At 45.6% G+C, this 18,481-nt stretch carries 15 protein-coding genes, 2 tRNA genes, 2 rRNA genes and 1 pseudogene (1 of these 20 only partly in view); 17 read left to right on the forward strand and 3 right to left on the reverse strand.

The annotated features are described in order from the left end of the window. From MHI21_RS00430 to MHI21_RS00470, 9 genes are all read left to right on the forward strand, one after another. Positions 1-2,691, forward strand: a 23S ribosomal RNA gene (locus tag MHI21_RS00430) (it extends 235 nt beyond the left edge of the window). A 78-nt stretch (positions 2,692-2,769) separates the two neighbouring features. Then, positions 2,770-2,886, forward strand: a 5S ribosomal RNA gene (gene rrf, locus MHI21_RS00435). A gap of 346 nt (positions 2,887-3,232) precedes the next feature. Beyond that, the gene (gene guaB, locus MHI21_RS00440) at positions 3,233-4,690 is read left to right on the forward strand and encodes an IMP dehydrogenase (RefSeq protein ID WP_013308172.1); all 1,458 of its coding nucleotides are present in this window, start codon (positions 3,233-3,235) and stop codon (positions 4,688-4,690) included. A 327-nt stretch (positions 4,691-5,017) separates the two neighbouring features. Further along, positions 5,018-6,406, forward strand: coding sequence for a D-alanyl-D-alanine carboxypeptidase family protein (locus MHI21_RS00445; protein WP_342419188.1), 1,389 nt, complete (start codon positions 5,018-5,020; stop codon positions 6,404-6,406). A 131-nt stretch (positions 6,407-6,537) separates the two neighbouring features. Then, positions 6,538-7,419: a pyridoxal 5'-phosphate synthase lyase subunit PdxS gene (pdxS, locus tag MHI21_RS00450; RefSeq protein ID WP_061831829.1), complete on the forward strand. Its 882-nt coding sequence runs from the start codon at positions 6,538-6,540 to the stop codon at positions 7,417-7,419. Between the two features lie 16 nt (positions 7,420-7,435). Then, on the forward strand, positions 7,436-8,002 hold the full coding sequence (gene pdxT, locus MHI21_RS00455; protein ID WP_013308175.1) for a pyridoxal 5'-phosphate synthase glutaminase subunit PdxT: 567 nt from the start codon (positions 7,436-7,438) through the stop codon (positions 8,000-8,002). 35 nt (positions 8,003-8,037) lie between these two features. Continuing rightward, positions 8,038-9,321, forward strand: coding sequence for a serine--tRNA ligase (gene serS / locus MHI21_RS00460; protein ID WP_341162609.1), 1,284 nt, complete (start codon positions 8,038-8,040; stop codon positions 9,319-9,321). 89 nt (positions 9,322-9,410) lie between these two features. After that, positions 9,411-9,496: transfer RNA gene (locus tag MHI21_RS00465), tRNA-Ser, on the forward strand. A 189-nt stretch (positions 9,497-9,685) separates the two neighbouring features. After that, positions 9,686-9,862, forward strand: a complete 177-nt coding sequence (locus MHI21_RS00470; protein WP_342419189.1) for a hypothetical protein — start codon at positions 9,686-9,688, stop codon at positions 9,860-9,862. A gap of 31 nt (positions 9,863-9,893) precedes the next feature. Here the strand turns inward: MHI21_RS00470 and MHI21_RS00475 are convergent, their stop codons facing one another. Continuing rightward, positions 9,894-10,778, reverse strand: coding sequence for a LysR family transcriptional regulator (locus tag MHI21_RS00475; RefSeq protein WP_235306867.1), 885 nt, complete (start codon positions 10,776-10,778; stop codon positions 9,894-9,896). Between the two features lie 200 nt (positions 10,779-10,978). Between MHI21_RS00475 and MHI21_RS00480 the strand changes: the two are divergent. The 7 genes and pseudogenes from MHI21_RS00480 to MHI21_RS00510 form a co-directional block, all read left to right on the forward strand. Next, positions 10,979-11,164, forward strand: a pseudogene (locus MHI21_RS00480) (phosphate acyltransferase); the annotation flags it as partial. A gap of 63 nt (positions 11,165-11,227) precedes the next feature. Further along, a complete protein-coding gene (locus MHI21_RS00485) occupies positions 11,228-12,175 on the forward strand; it encodes an NAD(P)-dependent oxidoreductase (protein ID WP_342419190.1) in 948 nt (315 codons plus the stop codon). Positions 12,176-12,278: 103 nt separating this feature from the next. Continuing rightward, positions 12,279-12,409: transfer RNA gene (locus MHI21_RS00490), tRNA-Ser, on the forward strand. Positions 12,410-12,554: 145 nt separating this feature from the next. Further along, a complete protein-coding gene (locus MHI21_RS00495) occupies positions 12,555-12,896 on the forward strand; it encodes a hypothetical protein (RefSeq protein ID WP_061831825.1) in 342 nt (113 codons plus the stop codon). Positions 12,897-12,924: 28 nt separating this feature from the next. Next, a complete protein-coding gene (locus tag MHI21_RS00500) occupies positions 12,925-13,095 on the forward strand; it encodes a hypothetical protein (RefSeq protein ID WP_007428073.1) in 171 nt (56 codons plus the stop codon). Between the two features lie 72 nt (positions 13,096-13,167). Further along, positions 13,168-13,323, forward strand: coding sequence for a small acid-soluble spore protein P (locus tag MHI21_RS00505; protein ID WP_029514956.1), 156 nt, complete (start codon positions 13,168-13,170; stop codon positions 13,321-13,323). Positions 13,324-13,520: 197 nt separating this feature from the next. Then, positions 13,521-14,597 carry a hypothetical protein gene (locus MHI21_RS00510; RefSeq protein WP_165179776.1) on the forward strand — a complete coding sequence of 359 codons (1,077 nt, stop codon included), beginning with the start codon at positions 13,521-13,523 and terminating at the stop codon, positions 14,595-14,597. Positions 14,598-14,712: 115 nt separating this feature from the next. On the opposite strand, the gene MHI21_RS00515 is transcribed toward MHI21_RS00510, so the two are convergent. Continuing rightward, complete coding sequence (locus MHI21_RS00515; RefSeq protein WP_165179777.1) at positions 14,713-15,279, reverse strand: GNAT family protein; 567 nt, start codon at positions 15,277-15,279, stop codon at positions 14,713-14,715. 60 nt (positions 15,280-15,339) lie between these two features. Further along, positions 15,340-15,840 (reverse strand): tRNA adenosine(34) deaminase TadA, encoded by a 501-nt coding sequence (tadA, locus tag MHI21_RS00520; RefSeq protein WP_061831822.1) that lies wholly within the window; start codon positions 15,838-15,840, stop codon positions 15,340-15,342. Between the two features lie 329 nt (positions 15,841-16,169). Here tadA and MHI21_RS00525 point away from each other — a divergent pair, with 329 nt between their 5' ends. Further along, positions 16,170-18,446, forward strand: coding sequence for a PAS domain S-box protein (locus MHI21_RS00525; protein WP_061831821.1), 2,277 nt, complete (start codon positions 16,170-16,172; stop codon positions 18,444-18,446). Positions 18,447-18,481: the final 35 nt, after the last annotated feature.

The following is an 18,481-nucleotide window of genomic DNA, read 5'->3' on the forward strand; positions in this document are numbered from 1 at the left end:
GATTCCGTCAGTAGCGGCGAGCGAACGCGGATTAGCCCAAACCAAGGAGCTTGCTCCTTGGGGTTGTGGGACGTCTCACATGGAGTTACAAAGGAACCGGTTAGATGAAGAGGTCTGGAAAGGCCCGCCAGAGAAGGTAAAAGCCCTGTAGTTCAAAACTTGTTCTCTCCGAGACGGATCCCGAGTAGTGCGGGGCACGTGAAACCCCGTATGAATCCGGCAGGACCATCTGCCAAGGCTAAATACTCCCTGGCGACCGATAGTGAAGCAGTACCGTGAGGGAAAGGTGAAAAGCACCCCGGAAGGGGAGTGAAATAGATCCTGAAACCGTGTGCTTACAAGAAGTCAGAGCCCGATCTATGGGTGATGGCGTGCCTTTTGTAGAATGAACCGGCGAGTTACGTTCCCGTGCAAGGTTAAGGTGAAGAGCTGAAGCCGCAGCGAAAGCGAGTCTGAATAGGGCGAATGAGTACGTGGACGTAGACCCGAAACCGGGTGATCTACCCCTGTCCAGGGTGAAGGTGCGGTAACACGCACTGGAGGCCCGAACCCACGCATGTTGAAAAATGCGGGGATGAGGTGGGGGTAGCGGAGAAATTCCAATCGAACCCGGAGATAGCTGGTTCTCCCCGAAATAGCTTTAGGGCTAGCCTCGGAAAAAAGAATCGTGGAGGTAGAGCACTGATTGGGTGCGGGGCCCGCAAGGGTTACCAAGCTCAGTCAAACTCCGAATGCCATAGATTTAGTTCCGGGAGTCAGACAGTGAGTGCTAAGATCCATTGTCGAAAGGGAAACAGCCCAGACCATCAGCTAAGGTCCCCAAGTGTGTGTTAAGTGGGAAAGGATGTGGAGTTGCACAGACAACCAGGATGTTGGCTTAGAAGCAGCCACCATTGAAAGAGTGCGTAATAGCTCACTGGTCGAGTGACTCTGCGCCGAAAATGTAACGGGGCTAAACACACCACCGAAGCTATGGCTTGATGCTTGCATCAGGGGTAGGGGAGCGTTGAATGCGGGTTGAAGGTGTACCGTAAGGAGCGCTGGACTGCATTCAAGTGAGAATGCCGGTATGAGTAACGAAAAGATCTGTGAGAATCAGATCCGCCGAAAGCCTAAGGGTTCCTGAGGAAGGTTCGTCCGCTCAGGGTAAGTCGGGACCTAAGGCGAGGCCGATAGGCGTAGTCGAAGGACAACAGGTCGAAATTCCTGTACCACCGTAATCCGTTATGAGCGATGGGGTGACGCAGTAGGGTAGTGACGCGGACTGATGGATGTCCGTCTAAGCAGTGAGGCTGATGTGTAGGCAAATCCGCACATCGTTAAGGCTGGGCTGTGATGGGGAGCGAAAATTGTAGTAGCGAAGGTCATGATCTCAGACTGCCAAGAAAAGCCTCTAGCCAGGAGAAGGTGCCCGTACCGCAAACCGACACAGGTAGGCGAGAAGAGAATTCTAAGGCGCGCGGAAGAACTCTCGTTAAGGAACTCGGCAAAATGACCCCGTAACTTCGGGAGAAGGGGTGCCTCGGTAGGGTGAATAGCCCGAGGGGGCCGCAGTGAAAAGGCCCAAGCGACTGTTTAGCAAAAACACAGGTCTGTGCGAAGCCGCAAGGCGAAGTATACGGGCTGACGCCTGCCCGGTGCTGGAAGGTTAAGGGGAGTGGTAAGCCTTCGGGCGAAGCTATGAACCGAAGCCCCAGTAAACGGCGGCCGTAACTATAACGGTCCTAAGGTAGCGAAATTCCTTGTCAGGTAAATTCTGACCCGCACGAATGGCGTAACGACTTGGGCGCTGTCTCAACGAGAGATCCGGTGAAATTTTAATACCTGTGAAGATGCAGGTTACCCGCGACAAGACGGAAAGACCCCATGGAGCTTTACTGCAGCTTGATATTGAATTTGGGTACGATCTGTACAGGATAGGTGGGAGCCGTAGAATCTTGAGCGCCAGCTTGAGAGGAGGCATCCTTGGGATACCACCCTGATCGTATCTAGGTTCTAACTTGGTACCGTGATCCGGTGCGAGGACAGTGTCAGGTGGGCAGTTTGACTGGGGCGGTCGCCTCCTAAAGAGTAACGGAGGCGCCCCAAGGTTCCCTCAGAATGGTTGGAAATCATTCGAAGAGTGCAAAGGCAGAAGGGAGCTTGACTGCGAGACCTACAAGTCGAGCAGGGACGAAAGTCGGGCTTAGTGATCCGGTGGTACCGCATGGAAGGGCCATCGCTCAACGGATAAAAGCTACCCTGGGGATAACAGGCTTATCTCCCCCAAGAGTCCACATCGACGGGGAGGTTTGGCACCTCGATGTCGGCTCATCGCATCCTGGGGCTGAAGTAGGTCCCAAGGGTTGGGCTGTTCGCCCATTAAAGCGGTACGCGAGCTGGGTTCAGAACGTCGTGAGACAGTTCGGTCCCTATCTGTCGTGGGCGTAGGAAATTTGAGAGGAGCTGTCCTTAGTACGAGAGGACCGGGATGGACGTACCGCTGGTGTACCAGTTGTTCCGCCAGGAGCACCGCTGGGTAGCTATGTACGGAAGGGATAAGCGCTGAAAGCATCTAAGCGTGAAGCCCCCCTCAAGATGAGATTTCCCAATTAGTAAGACCCCTTGAAGACGACGAGGTAGATAGGTTGGGGGTGGAAGTGCAGTAATGCATGGAGCTGACCAATACTAATCGGTCGAGGGCTTATCCTAAAAATAAAACGCAAATGAGTTTCGGATCCAGTTTTCAGGGTGTAACCTTGAATGTAGAATTTGCACAGCAAATTCATGTTTGGTGGCGATAGCGGAGGGGTTCCACACGTACCCATCCCGAACACGACCGTTAAGCCCTCCAGCGCCGATGGTACTTGGACCGCAGGGTCCTGGGAGAGTAGGACGTCGCCAAGCAACAAGTAAAGAGGACCATGATCTCAATGAGATCATGGTCCTCTTTGGTATATTACGGTACAAACCACTTATACAATTGCTTCTATGCTGCGTATTCAAAGAGGAGATATGCTTTTGTGAATAGCTATTACCTTTGGAAACGCTTATTTTTAAAGGTTGTCCTTCGTAGGAGTACAGTTGTTTGTACAGGGAAATACTAAAGGTTAGGGCTATTGATGAAGGCTTGACACCCCTATACCGCTTTGCTAAGATTGCAATAATATATTTTCAGAGAGCCTTGATTTGTCCATGTCGGACAGACAACAAGACCAATACAGACTAAACAATTTGAAGGAGGATCATCTTGGTGTGGGAAGATAAATTCGGTAAGGAAGGCCTTACCTTTGACGATGTTTTGCTGGTACCTCGCAAGTCGGTGGTTCTGCCCAAAGAAGTAAGCGTGGCGACTCGTTTGAGTGATAACGTGAAGCTGAATATTCCTTTGATGAGTGCTGGTATGGATACTGTTACTGAGGCAGTGTTGGCAATTGCGATGGCTCGTGAGGGCGGTATCGGTATTATTCATAAAAATATGTCGATTGAACAGCAAGCAGTAGAGGTGGATCGGGTTAAACGTTCGGAGAGCGGTGTTATCACCAATCCATTCTCATTGACTCCGGATCATTTGGTATCTGATGCTGAAGCAGTTATGGGTAAATACCGTATTTCTGGTGTACCTGTTGTAAATGAAGAAAACAAACTGGTGGGTATTATTACTAACCGCGATCTTCGCTTTATTCACGATTTTAACCTTAAAATCAGTGAAGTCATGACGAAGGAAGAACTGGTAACTGCACCTGTGGGTACGACTTTACAGGAAGCGGAAGTCATTTTGCAAAAGCATAAAATTGAAAAGCTCCCTTTGGTCGATGATGAAAATTATCTCAAAGGACTTATCACCATTAAAGATATTGAGAAAGCTATTCAATTTCCGAACGCAGCGAAAGATGCACAAGGGCGTCTTCTGGTCGGTGCGGCTGTCGGCATTTCCAAGGATACATTTGATCGGACTGAAGCACTTGTAAAAGCTGGTGTGGATATGATTGTTGTGGACTCTGCTCACGGCCATCATATTAACATTATTGAAGCGGTCCGCAAGCTACGTGAAGCTTATCCTGATCTGACGATTGTAGCAGGTAATGTAGCTACTGGTGACGGAACGCGCGAATTGATTGAAGCAGGAGCATCTGTCGTAAAAGTCGGTATTGGTCCAGGCTCCATCTGTACAACACGCGTAATCGCAGGGATAGGTGTTCCACAAGTAACAGCAATTTATGATTGTGCAACAGTAGCACGTGAATATAATATTCCGATCATTGCAGACGGTGGTATTAAATACTCCGGTGAAATTACAAAGGCCATTGCGGCAGGCGCTTCTGCGGTAATGCTGGGAAGTCTTTTTGCAGGTACGGAAGAAAGCCCAGGCGAATCTGAAATTTATCAAGGACGCCGCTTTAAAGTATATCGTGGTATGGGTTCTATGGCTGCGATGAAGCAAGGTAGTAAAGATCGTTATTTCCAAGATGACGACAAGAAATTGGTACCGGAAGGCATTGAAGGACGCGTTGCTTATAAAGGACCACTTTCCGACACTGTTCATCAGCTGTTGGGCGGTCTTCGTTCCGGTATGGGTTATTGCGGTACAGCTAATATTGAGGAGCTTCGTAACGATACAAGCTTTATCCGTATTACAGGCGCTGGTCTGCGTGAGAGCCATCCGCATGATGTGCAAATTACGAAAGAAGCACCAAATTACTCTCTATAAAGTTCGGCTGTAGTAGACTTGACGACAGGCAGAGCGTATTTCGCTCTGCCTGTCTTTTTTTAGAGATACCCCTGTGATAGAATAGACAAGTGTCCGCCTTTTTGACGAAACTATTGACGAATTAGGACACGTAGGTCTTTTGGACGATTCCTACCAGTAAAGAAGATTCGAGCAGAAAATGCTCATGACAGGATACAACTAAGCAAACGAAGTGAAACTGGATTTTATAACACTTAAACATTAATTACATTGGCCAAGTAGAGGCTGTAACCACCGTCTCGTTATTCATAGCGATCGGGTTAAGGTACGAGAGGAGTTTGTATTCATTTGAAAGCGAACATTTTAAAGCAGAATAAAAAACGCAGCATGATTAAAAAGAGTGTGACTGCAGTCTTGGTGCTTAATATGATGTATATGTCGGCATTGCCTGTGGTAGGCAATTTCGATTCGAGCGTGGCTACTTTTGCAGCTGGAGCGGCAACACAGGCAACCAATATTACGGGGACAGGTTCTATTAATCCTCCTAGTCTGGCACTACGTTCCGCCATTTTGATCGAGCCTTCCACTGGGCAAGTATTGCTGTCTATGAACCCAGATGAGCCACTTCCGCCAGCAAGTATGACTAAAATGATGACAGAATACATCGTGGCTGAACAGGTTAAGCAAGGTAAACTCAAGTGGACGGATAAAGTTACGGTTAACGAGAATGCTTCTAAGAGCATTGGATCACGTATTTTTTTGGCTCAAGGGGATCAACATACGGTAGAAGAGCTTTATATTGCAATGGCGGTAGGTTCTGCTAATGATGCAACAGTAGCCCTTGCTGAACGCGTATCTGGAACTGAGCAGGACTTTGTAAAACTAATGAATGAAACAGCTCAGAAAATGGGCATGAAAAATACGTATTTTATCAACTCGACTGGTTTGGACCGTGGTGATATGCCGAAAGGCTTCCAGCCGGATACAGACCGGGAAACTGTGATGACAGCGAGAGATGCAGCTACTCTGGCTGGTTACATCATTAAAGATCATCCAGATTACACACGATTTACGACAATTCAATCTTACAAATTCCGTCCTACTGACAAGGCGCCGATTATTAACTATAACTGGATGCTAGAAGCAAACAAAAATATTACTAACTTTAGAAAGTTTGCTTACCCAGGTTTAGACGGGATGAAAACAGGCCACACGGCTAATGCTGGAAACTGTTTTACAGGAACCGCTGAACGCAACGGAATGCGTCTCATCAGTGTAGTTATGGGAGCTGATTCAGATGCACACCGTTTTACAGAGACAGCTAAAGTGCTGAACTATGGTTTTGATAATTTTGAAGTGAAGCAGGTTATTGCTCCAAAGACGGTGGTTAAGGGTGTTGAGAATGTTCCAGTGACCAAAGGCACGGAAACAGAAGTACCGATCGTCACCAAGGATGCAGTAAGCTTTATCGTACCTAAGGGTGCGAGCAATCCTAAGGTAACCTTTACAACGAACATTACACCAGCAAGCTCTCTGGTGGCACCTTTGAAGCAAGGGGCCAAAGTCGGAACCATTACGTACACGTACAAGACAGACGGTGTGGATAAAGGGCAGACGAAAACCGTGGATCTGGTTACTACGACGGCAGTAGAAGAGGGCGGCTGGTTCCGGATGCTTTTCCGGGCAATCGGTGATTTCTTCGGAGATCTGTTCCAGGGAATTAAGAACCTCTTCTAAAAAAGCGAAGCTAAGCGGTCTACCTTGTTTTTCATTACTTATTTTGCAGCTTGAAATGATTGTGTATTTGGCATTCGTGCGGTAAAATATTAAGTTAGAATCTAAACGTAACCCTTATAGGAGGCAACGACATGGAAACGGGAACTTCGCGTGTAAAAAGAGGTATGGCAGAGATGCAAAAAGGTGGCGTAATCATGGATGTCATGAACGCTGAGCAGGCTAAAATTGCAGAGGCAGCAGGAGCTACAGCTGTAATGGCTCTTGAACGGGTGCCTTCGGATATCCGTGCAGCTGGTGGGGTTGCTCGTATGGCTGACCCAACGATTGTGGAAGAAGTTATGAAGGTTGTTTCTATTCCTGTTATGGCTAAGGCTCGTATCGGTCACTATGTAGAGGCAAAGGTACTGGAATCTCTCGGTGTTGACTATCTCGATGAAAGCGAAGTGCTGACACCTGCGGATGAAGTTTTCCATATTGATAAGCGGGAGTTCACCGTTCCATTTGTTTGTGGAGCCAAGGATCTGGGAGAAGCGCTGCGTCGTATTGGTGAGGGTGCATCTATGATCCGTACGAAGGGCGAACCGGGGACTGGGAATATTGTTGAGGCCGTTCGGCATATGCGTTTTATCAATGGTCAAATTCGCAAGGTGCAAAACTTGTCGAAGGACGAGCTGTATGCAGAAGCGAAAAACCTCGGAGTTGCATATGAACTGCTGTTGGAAGTGCATGAGCTTGGCAAACTGCCTGTGGTCAACTTTGCAGCGGGTGGTGTAGCAACACCTGCCGATGCCGCGTTAATGATGCATTTAGGCGCTGATGGCGTCTTTGTAGGTTCTGGTATTTTCAAGTCGGATAGCCCTGAGAAGTTTGCACGTGCAATCGTGGAAGCGACCACTCATTATACGGATTACAAGCTGATTGCAGAAGTCTCCAAGAATTTGGGAACTCCTATGAAAGGCATTGAAATTTCCAAACTGGCACCGCATGAGCGCATGCAGGATCGTGGTTGGTAAGAAAGAAGGGACCGGCATGAAAATAGGTGTATTGTCGCTGCAAGGCGCTGTAGCTGAACATATACGTAGCGTTGAGCGTGCGGGTGCGGAATGTATAGCGGTGAAGAAGATCGAACAGCTCAATGAGCTGTCCGGTCTTATCATTCCCGGTGGTGAAAGCACCACTATTGGTAAGCTAATGCGCAAGTATGATTTCATAGAGGCTATACGTCAGTTTTCCAATCAAGGCAAGCCTGTATTTGGCACTTGCGCGGGATTGATTGTACTGGCTAAAACGATTCAAGGACAGGAAGAAGCACATTTGGGACTCATGGATATTACAGTATCGCGTAATGCATTTGGTCGCCAAAGAGAGAGCTTTGAAACAGACTTGAACATTAAAGGGATTGAGGAACCGGTTCGTGCTGTATTTATACGCGCGCCATTAATACAGTCTGTTGGAACGGGAGTAGATGTGCTGTCTGAATATAACGGCGAGATCGTGGCAGCCCGTCAGGGTCATTTGCTGGCTTCATCCTTCCATCCGGAGTTAACAGACGATTACCGGTTACATCAATATTTTGTGGATATGGTCCGCGAATAGTGAAAGTCAGGTTTGTAGTGTAGGAGGGATTACCTGTGTTAGATATAAAGATTTTACGTAATGAGCTTGGTCGGGTTGAGAAAGCTTTGCAGAACAGGGGGAAATCTCTGGATCTGATTAATGGTTTTACAGATCTGGATGTAAGCCGTCGTGAGTTACTTCAGGAAAGTGAAGGGCTCAAAAATCGTCGGAACGTGGTATCCGGTGAAGTAGCCAAGTTGAAGAAGAACAAGGAAAATGCGGATGATCTTATTGCAGAAATGCGTCAAGTCTCCGATCGTATCAAAGAATTAGATGAGCAAGTACGCGAACTGGAAGTTCAGATCGACGAATTGGTGATGTCTATTCCGAATATTCCTAATGATACAGTACCTGTAGGTGCATCGGAAGAGGATAATGTAGAAATCCGTCGCTGGTCGGAGCCGCGTGATTTTTCTTTTACACCCAAAGCGCATTGGGAATTGGCTCAGGATCTAGATATCCTTGATTTTGAGGCAGCAGCCAAGGTAACGGGTTCTCGTTTTACGTTCTACAAAGGACTGGGAGCAAGATTAGAGCGTGCGCTGATTAACTTTATGATGGATCTGCACAGCAGTGAGCATGGTTATGAAGAAATGCTTCCTCCATACATTGTAAATCGGGACAGTTTGTACGGAACGGGCCAACTTCCGAAGTTTGAAGAAGATTTGTTCAAGCTGCGTGATACTGAGTATTATCTCATTCCTACGGCTGAAGTTCCGGTAACCAACTACCACCGTGAAGAGATTATGAATGCGGAGCAGCTTCCGAAATATTATGTGGCATACAGCTCTTGCTTTCGCTCGGAGGCAGGATCAGCAGGACGTGATACACGTGGCCTGATCCGTCAGCATCAGTTCAATAAGGTAGAGATGCTTAAGCTGGTTCACCCGGATACCTCTTATGAGGAATTGGAGAAAATGACGAATAACGCTGAGCGTGTTTTACAGCTGCTCGGACTTCCATATCGCGTGCTGGCACTTTGCACTGGGGATATGGGTTTTACGTCTGCCAAAACGTACGATCTGGAAGTATGGTTGCCTGAGAGTGGCATGTACCGTGAGATTTCTTCCTGTTCAAATACGGAAGACTTCCAAGCGCGTCGTGCGAACATCCGGTTTCGTCCAGATTCGAAGGCAAAGCCTGAATTTGTACATACGCTGAACGGTTCAGGATTGGCTGTAGGGCGGACTGTGGCTGCTATTTTGGAGAACTATCAGCAAGAGGACGGAAGCATCGTGATTCCAGAAGTGTTGCGTTCATACATGCGAGGCATTGAGGTTATTGCTCCTAAACAGTAAGTGTTGCATTCTTAGAAGTTCTGTGGTAAAATAATTTTGTTGCGCCTGAGTATGTTTAAAAGGGAAGCAGCTTTATCCATTTACCACTTGGAGAGGTACCGAAGCGGTCATAACGGGGCGGTCTTGAAAACCGTTAGAGTGCAAGCTCACATGGGTTCGAATCCCATCCTCTCCGTCAGTTTAATAATTTCCTTGCTGCATAAGGATTTGTAGCAAGTATGATTGAAACGCACTTTACCGTTGGATAGCGGTGTGGTGCGTTTTTTTGTGTTCGTGACCGTTGGATAAACATCTGACGGAGGTATAGGATTATGAATACAAACACGGGGGCAAACCGCGTAAACGCGGGCAGCGGAAGAATAGTTTGGACATTCCCCAGCGGTTTCTTGACCGTCTGAGTCCATCGGTTTTGGAAACGTCTCGGGTGGCGCAGGATGAGAGAGCGAGCGTATCGCCTGAGATTCTGACACTGGAGGGGCTGTTCAAACGCTATTACACCGCATACTCTATTTTTTTCATACATCAGTTTGCAGGCCCATAATCAATTGCAACTAATATCTCGACAGGTCAGATCATTGTATTCCAAATATATCTTGCAGATAGTTATCAAGAATACGAAGGGGCTCGTGTAAAGCTTGGTTTGGAAACTTATGAGTTACCTTATAGCATATTCTTGGAGGCACCGATACCGATAGTTTCTGAAGAACAAAATCTCCCATCCGCATCATATGTGCGCCAATCGAAGCGGGAACTATCGACCATTGTCTGGCGTCCTTCAAAAAAGTAGTGATGAGTCCCGCTGAGTCCAGATGAACACGGGACGGGCAAAGAGGGTCCCACCACTGGTCATGTCTGAATTGAAACTCTCTATTCCAATTTATGAAGACTTCGTCTTGCGCCGACAATTCTTCCATTTCAACAGTATCTCCGGCCTGCCGCCCCGACACAGCCAGGCGCAACAGCATCATTTCTTCAGTAAAAAACGGTTTAACAGTGACACTAGGCGACACGATTTCTCGCACCACAAACGCCACATCCATCTCGCGCCGCTCAATACTATCAAAAGCTTCCTGAGTATGCTGCGTACGAATTTGCAGTCGGATGGACGGGGTATGCTGATTAAGCATTCTATATACAGGAGGCAAAACAAATTGACTTATACTTTCGGCAGCGCTTATTGCCAGACTTAACTGCGAACCGCTAGCCTGCAAGATTTGTGTTTCCCTCCAGAGAGCATCCCATCTTTCCGCAATGCTAAAAAAGTTTTCCCCTTTTGGGGTCAGACTGATTTTGGGTGCCCCTTTTCTTCGCTCAACTAAAAGGCCACCCATTTCCTGTTCCAATGTCTTTAACCGATAGCTCACCGTAGCTTGTGACAGGTGCAGCAATTCAGCCGCTTTGCTTATACTCTCGGTCCGTACGATAGCTAAAAACGCTTCAATCCCAGGAAAATACATAGAATGCCTCCTCAATATATAGAAATGATTAATATAGCTCACAAAATATTTGAGTTTTACAACATTATTCTTTATGTTTAAAATTATCGTTAATAAAGACGAGGGGTCAAATGTTTTTTCACTGGAATTAGATTGCTGTTGAAACGGCAAGAACAGCAAAAGTCTTACCCATTGCTCTAAAAGTTGCTTTATTATAGTACATTTTCATATTCCCAGGTGTTCATGCCGGTAATATTGGTTGTAAGGTAGCGCAGCGTCTTGGAAACTTTGAGGCATATGGTTCGATCCTGCAGCGGCTAAATGCACCGATCAATGACCTTTCAAGAGGTTGTACTGCCGATGAAGTCTATAATATGGAAATAATCACTTCTTCTTCAAAAGGATAAAATGAAGATCATCAAACGGGTTTTCTTGGAAGAATGGTATAGGTAATGAAAGGTGGTTTAGCAATGAAGATTCTCATAGTTGGCTATTTTAGCGAGACCTCGAAATCAAATATTGTAAGGTATTTTCCTCAAGAATGGAATGTTGTAATTGTCCCGCCCGGAAAAGAAATGCTGCATCATATTGAAGATTGCCAGGTAATCATCCCTGAACATATTAAAGTGGATCACAGCCTGCTTTCTATTGCGAAAAAATTAAGATTGGTACAGACGGGTGCAGGATTTGATAATGTAGATGTCCCTGCCTGTACACAGCTCGGCATTTGGGTGGCCAATGCTGCAGGAGTGAATGCACAGGCAGTGGCCGAGCACGTAATGGCACTGATATTGTCTTATTATAAAAACATACCGTTTCTTGATACTTTCATGAAAAACAGGATGGATGAAAATCAATTGGACTATACAGGGAGTGAATTAAAAGGCAAAACGATGGGGATTATCGGTTTGGGCGCTATCGGAAAAAAAGTAGCTGCATTTTGCAGGGTTTTTGATATGAATGTGCTGGCTTATGCGAGAAATGCTCTTGTACAATCTGACGGTTTTGTGAAAATAACGGATTTCGATACTCTTGTAAGCACATCGGATATAGTCAGTGTACATGTACCCTTGTCTCAGCAAACCAAACAACTGATCAACAAAGCGGCATTCAAGAAAATGAAGAATACCGCTCTTTTTATCAATACAGCCCGCGGCGGGATTGTCAACGAAAGAGACTTGATTGATGCATTAAAAAACGGGGATATTTCAGGCGCATGCCTGGATGTGTTTGAATCTGAACCGCTTCCTATTGACAGTGAGCTCCGGAATCTGGGTAATGTGATACTTACTCCCCATACAGCAGGAATGCCTGATGGTCGAAAATTTCATAAAAAAAGATATGATTTCTTTATAAATAATATAAAACGTGTAGAAAATGGTGAAGAGCCTGAAAGCAAGCTCAATCAGTTATTATAGTTTTGGTGCAATAAAAATGAGCTATCGGGGCAGCTCCGTGCACCTGGTTTCCTCCAGATAATGGAAAGGAGGACACGGCAGCGTTGCAGACAGGCTAGCAGTTGGAGCGGTTCTTGCATTAGACTTCACAAACCCAGTCATACCAAGGCTCGGCGGCTTTTCATAGGTAGTAACGGTCTTGAAAACCGTTAGAGTGCAAGCCCACATGGGTTCACAATCCCATCCTCTCCGCCATATTCTAAAATAAACCAAGCCATTCAAATACGATAGCTGATACATTGGCCTTTATAAGCTAATGATCAGGAATCGTGGAGAGTGGCTTTTTTGTTGTATAAAAAGCTCGTTTTTTTCACACGTTATCAGATGTGGAGGTGCTGGCATGAATCGAGAAATGACAGTAGATCAGCAAAAGCTGGTAGAGGCCTGGCAGGAACAACTGCCGATTCTTTTGAATTCAGGGGACAAATCACAGGTACAGGCAGATGAAGCTGACAACCGGGCTATACGGATCCATATCGAGGTAGAAGGCCGACAAATGTACTCCTTTGATTTTGCATGTACTTATGTAGACTCCCGGGAAGTACAGGTTACTTTAGTCGATGTAGAACGGGACGGACAGTCTGTGGATGAACGAACAGATATCATTCAGCAGTTAGTGTCCGATTATACTCGGCATATTCACCAATGTGCCCAAACATTACAGTCATTGACGCACTCGTAGGTCATGAAGGAATGAGGAGGAAGACTACATGACAAAAGCCAAAAACGGTCTGGATAAAAACCTGTCTAACATTGTTGATGATTTGGAGCAACGCCCAGTTAATAGTCATCAGGCACAGCAAGTGCAGCAGGATCGTAATGATCGCCGTCATCAGGATTCACTAAATCACGATAAAACGGAAGATCTACACCATCTATAGTCCTATTTTAAATGGTAATAAACGGATTCGTTGATGTACCACAAATATAGACTGAGAATGGAGGATGCATAAATGGGCAAGCCTAAAGCCATTCCTGTCCCCGAAGCACAGGATTCTGGTGGAAGTAACGAAAAGCGGGAGCGTAGTCATCAGCAGGAGCCGTTATCCGGTTCCAAGAAGGTGAAACAGCGGAATCACGTGGATCATCATAACAGAGAAGGCTCATAAGCAGGCAGACCTTTCTCCTAAAATATATTGCATAGTGTAAGACACCCTGGTAAGAGAGCCAGGGTGTCTTTGTGCTTATTGTAAGAAAATTTTCCAATAAGTGTTTCGCCGGTTGAGAATATGAGTTAAAATAGGAGGTGTGTATTTTTTTGTTAGCATAAAAAAGGGGTTAATTACGAGAGGAGAGAATCTACACAATGAGTAAAAAGTTATCCGTCTTGGTACTCACTATGGTGTTGCTTTTGACGGTAGCCCTGGTAGGTTGTAGCAAGAAGTTAGAACCGAAGGAAGCTGTTACGACTGGTACTGCAAATGCAATGAAGTTGAACTCTTATGAATCCAAAAGTCAATTCACGATTAAGGAACTGACCATTACATCCGCTTCTGTTCCAAGTGAGCAAAGTGCAATGGTAACTAGCATGCTGAAAAATGCTGATATTACGCTGGATGGTGTATACCAAAAAGAACCTTTCCAATCTGAAATGACGCTCGGCATTCATTTGAAAGGTGATCTTTCCACCAGCTTCACGATTCCAATGGTAATGACTAAAGATAAACTGTACGTTAAAATTCCTAATATTCCATTTTACCCACTTCCACAGGATGTTGTAGGTAAATTCCTGGTCATTGATCCACAAGAACTGGCTAAACAATCAGGACAAGAATTTAATCCTGCAGCCATGGATCAGGAAAAATCGCAGAAATTTGCGAATGAAGTGATTGCTGCTATTATGAACGAGTATGATCAAGCTACGTACTTCTTTGATATTGATCCTAAAGACGCTAAATTGCCACAAGGCGTTGAAGCTAAACAAGTCGTTCAATTCAAAATTACGAACGACAATGTGAAGCAAGCTACCAATACATTTATCACTAAGGCGCTTCCTAAAGTCCTTGATGTGATGTCTAAAGATGAATATGCTGGCATGCTTCAAGTGAAGAAAGAAGAACTGGCTGAAGCGAAGAAAGAATTGCAATCCAACACCAGCGAAGTTAGCAAAAAGCTGGATGAGTTGAAAAATTACTTGACAGTGAAACAGTTTGACATTAACACAGCTTTGAACAAGGATAACATTCCTGTGTATCAAGACCTGAATGCGAATGTAGAGATGAATGATCCGGCTACAAAAGACAATGTAAAATTGTCCGTAACAGGCTACACGCAATACAGCAAAATCAATGCTAAAGCAGCATTTAAAGTGGGTATTCCAACAGGTGATCAAGTCCTGACTATGGAACAGCTGCAACAAAAAATGCAAACTGTTGCTCCGTAAGTATGGGATGACATGATTGCAAAACATCATTTTTTTCGAATATGATGTAAGAAAACCGCTCGGCATAAGCCGGGCGGTTTTTTGTTTACTGTTAATGTTGTCCCTGTGCAGTCATTTAGCTCTGCCACACGTCATCCTCAGCTAAAAGTCCAAACATCTGGTGATCCTGCCATGCGCCCTGAATCTGTACAAGCTTGCGAGCAATGCCTTCTGGCTGGAAGCCGCACTTTTTTAATACACGTTGTGAGCGATCATTATGCAAAAGGGTACCCGCTTGGAGACGATGTAGAGATAAGGCACGAAAGGCATATTGTATGATCAACTTTAAGGCTGCGGTCATATGCCCTTTACCCTGTTCATGATGATCCATCATGTAGCCGATATCAGCGAATTGTCCAACTCCACGCACCAGATTGGAAATAGAGATATAACCGATGAGCCGTTCTTCCTTTAAGAGAAAGATACCAAACACGTAACCTTGATCCTCTTCGGCCTGACGCAATTTCTGACGGATATAATCCTGCTGTTTCTCTAATGTGAAAAATGAATCCTCGTAAAGCGGCTCATAAGGCGCATGGGAATCCCTATTACGTTGCCTAAGGGCGAGAAGGGCTTCACTATCCGCTAAGTTAAATGGCCGTAAAAAGATACCTTGAGGCGTATTATACAAGCTCATAGGCATGGGTTGGTCTCCTTCCATGGGGAATTAGCAATGAGATGAAGTGTTTTGGACTTTTCCCCCTCAGGATGAGGATGGGGGAGGAGACAATCTGGCTGCCGCTCTTTTTTGCCGGAGATGCCGAAAAAAGTTCGTTAACAGCGAGGCGCATTCCTCCTGCAGTACACCACTGGTTACTTCTGTACAATGATTGAACCGAGGCTCCTGTAATAAATTCATCAGCGTGCCTGCGCAGCCTGCCTTGGGATCTGTAGTTCCGTATATCAAATGGGGAACCCGTGATTGAACAATGGCTCCGGCGCACATTGGACACGGCTCCAAAGTGACATACAGCCTACAATCCAGCAGGCGCCAAGCACCTAAGTGTTCACTGGCCTGACGAATGGCAACCATCTCTGCATGTGCGGTTGGGTCAGCATCCGTCTCGCGCAAATTGTAGCCGCGACCGATGATTTCATTATCTTTTACGATGACAGCCCCGATGGGGACTTCACCTAACATTTCTGCCTTATACGCTTCCTGAATGGCTTCTTTCATCCAATAGGCGTGATCCATGGTGGTCACTGGGAAAATGCTCCTTTCAAAACGCGGAATTATCCAACGAACAAATATTCCGTTGTTAACATGATGTGAATAAAATTGTGGATAACACGGCACTTGTCCACAGGTTTATCCACAGTTTATAATAAAATCTGTGTATTTGTGGACTACTTGTGGATGATTATCTTCTTATATTGTAGGCAAACCCTTGTCTATTGACAATACTGTACACAAGGTGTGTATTTATGTATATCCGGTAAATGTAAATGCTGGTATCACAGGCGCTATTACGGTATCATTGAGTTAGCAATTGCCAGTAATCGCCAGCATACGGCAAGAGGTGAGAAATCAGTGTGTCGATAAAAATCAGAATAACGATCATTTTGTCGGGGTCCGTCCTGTTTATCCTTTTATTAAACATCGCCCTCAATTATTACACGACCCACGAAAATCTAAGAAGTGACAGTGAAACTAAAATGGTTCTGACGGCTAAAATTATCGGGGGAGCTATCGAACAAACCCAACATAGCTGGGAGGCCGTTGACAAGCAGCTCGGATATAATCTGTGGCTTTCTGCCACGTTGGCTGCTAATCAGCTAGGTCCTGACATTCGAAATATTCAGCAGGAACAGCTTCAAAAGGTGGCCTCACTCCACAGAGATACTAATATTTCTTTGATGATTCGAGATGGGCAGGGGTATAAGGTTGTTAAATCCTCGGATCCAAAAGAAGTAACGCCATCTGATCCATTGACAGGGTATTGGAAAAATGCAGTTGACCAATTATATGAGCACGGACAGGCTGCAATGGCGCAAGGTCAGAAACTGGATCATTTTTGGACCGGATCATTTGACTACACCGGTTCAGGCTCCTCACAGATTAACAAATGGGGATTTTATTATGACCAAAAACGTAACTATTTAATTCGAATTTCCTTTCAGGATACTTCAGTGCAAGATTTCATAACCATCCTGAGCCCAGATGAGATCGTAAAGCAAACCCAACAAGTGGATTATCGCATCATGGAGATTACAGGAATTAACCCTGCAACCTTTGGTGGCGCTTCGATGGACAAGAACGGGAACGATTCGAAATACTATTATATGTACAATAAACCGATCCAATTTGGCACGTATCAACTAACGAGGGTGCAGGAAGATCGTTTGGCCGTGTCCAGAGCTATCCTCTCCGGGGAGAGTATTGTACAAGACTGCTATATCAAAGGCGAACGGGTTCTCGTCAGTTACATACCTTTTTACCCGGCTAACCGCGAAGCCTATGTTATCCGTATTGTTATGAATTATGATACGATTACTTCTGTTATTTCCAAGCAATTGATAAGCTTAATTGCTATTTCCATTGTCCTTTTGGAGGTTGTAATCATTGGAAGCTATGTGCTGGCAAGTCTGTTTGTCCGCCCAATTCAGTCGATTCTGGGGAAAGTGAATGAGATGGCTGATGGTCATTTTGATACACGGCTAGAAATAAAAGGTGGTCATGAGCTTGCACAGTTGGGTGAACGCATCAATGCGATGGCCTACAACCTAGGGATGTACACGAGAAGACTGGAACAGATGTATGAAGAGAACCGTTCTGTAAAGGAGCATCTGGAATCGGTTATTAATCAGACAGCGGATGCGATTCATGTAACCGACGAGGAGGATCGCGTCGTTCGGGTCAATCATGCCTTCGAAGCTTTGTACGGCTGGACCAAGAAGGAATTGGTTGGTCGTAAGCTGGAGTTTGTACCTCCGCAGCAACAGGAGGAGTATGAATTTCAGAAGAAGAGCCTGCTTCAGGGAGAGAGCATCGTATCAAGTGAGACCCTTAGAATGCGTAAGGATGGAAGTACAGTAGAGATCAGTATGAGCACGTCACCTATTCTGGATGAAGAAGGCCAAATTTTGGGGTTTATCTGCGTGTCGCGTGATATTACGGGTCGCAACCGAATGGAGGAGTTGTTGCGCAGATCAGAGAAACTGACAACCGTCGGACAATTGGCGGCAGGCGTAGCGCATGAGATTCGTAATCCGCTAACTACGCTACGAGGCTTTCTCCAACTACAGCAGCAAAATCAAGTGTTGAATATGAAACACAACGATATTATGATGTCTGAGCTGGATCGCATTAATTTGATCGTTAGCGAGTTTTTAATACTGGCGAAGCCACAGGCAGTGCATTTTCAGAAAAAGGATGTTCGCTATATTGTGAGCGACGTGATTTCTTTACTAGATAGTCAGGCGCACCTGCTGGGCATTGTATTCAATCTTCAGGTCACGGACGAGCCTGCCCTGGTATACGCTGAAGAAAATCAGTTAAAACAGGTATTCATTAATTTACTTAAAAATAGCATGGAGGCTATGAGTAAAGGTGGTATCATCACGATTCATTTGTTCTTGGAGGGAGAAAGCGTTAAAATCTCTATACGGGATCAGGGAGCGGGTATTCCCGCAGAAATGCTGTCCAAGCTAGGAGAACCTTTTTTCACAAACAAAGAAACAGGGACAGGACTAGGACTTATGGTCAGTCAGCGTATTATACAGAGTCATAAAGGCACACTGGATATTGAAAGCACAGAGGGAGAGGGAACGACAGCCCTGGTGCAGCTTCCGATTGCCAAGCCGGAGTAACGGGCTGGGCGCAGGAGGAAGTGTGTTAGTAGAAA

It is taken from the genome of Paenibacillus sp. FSL H8-0168, from assembly GCF_038592955.1.
Lineage (GTDB): Bacteria > Bacillota > Bacilli > Paenibacillales > Paenibacillaceae > Paenibacillus > Paenibacillus polymyxa_B.

Coding starts and splice junctions, on each gene's coding strand:
- pdxS (WP_061831829.1), top strand. CDS start 6,538: ATGGAAACGGGAACTTCGCGTGTAAAAAGAGGTATGGCAGAGATGCAA.
- MHI21_RS00505 (WP_029514956.1), top strand. CDS start 13,168: ATGGGCAAGCCTAAAGCCATTCCTGTCCCCGAAGCACAGGATTCTGGT.
- pdxT (WP_013308175.1), top strand. CDS start 7,436: ATGAAAATAGGTGTATTGTCGCTGCAAGGCGCTGTAGCTGAACATATA.
- MHI21_RS00475 (WP_235306867.1), bottom strand. CDS start 10,778: ATGTATTTTCCTGGGATTGAAGCGTTTTTAGCTATCGTACGGACCGAG.
- MHI21_RS00500 (WP_007428073.1), top strand. CDS start 12,925: ATGACAAAAGCCAAAAACGGTCTGGATAAAAACCTGTCTAACATTGTT.
- MHI21_RS00485 (WP_342419190.1), top strand. CDS start 11,228: ATGAAGATTCTCATAGTTGGCTATTTTAGCGAGACCTCGAAATCAAAT.
- MHI21_RS00495 (WP_061831825.1), top strand. CDS start 12,555: ATGAATCGAGAAATGACAGTAGATCAGCAAAAGCTGGTAGAGGCCTGG.
- MHI21_RS00510 (WP_165179776.1), top strand. CDS start 13,521: ATGAGTAAAAAGTTATCCGTCTTGGTACTCACTATGGTGTTGCTTTTG.
- MHI21_RS00515 (WP_165179777.1), bottom strand. CDS start 15,279: ATGCCTATGAGCTTGTATAATACGCCTCAAGGTATCTTTTTACGGCCA.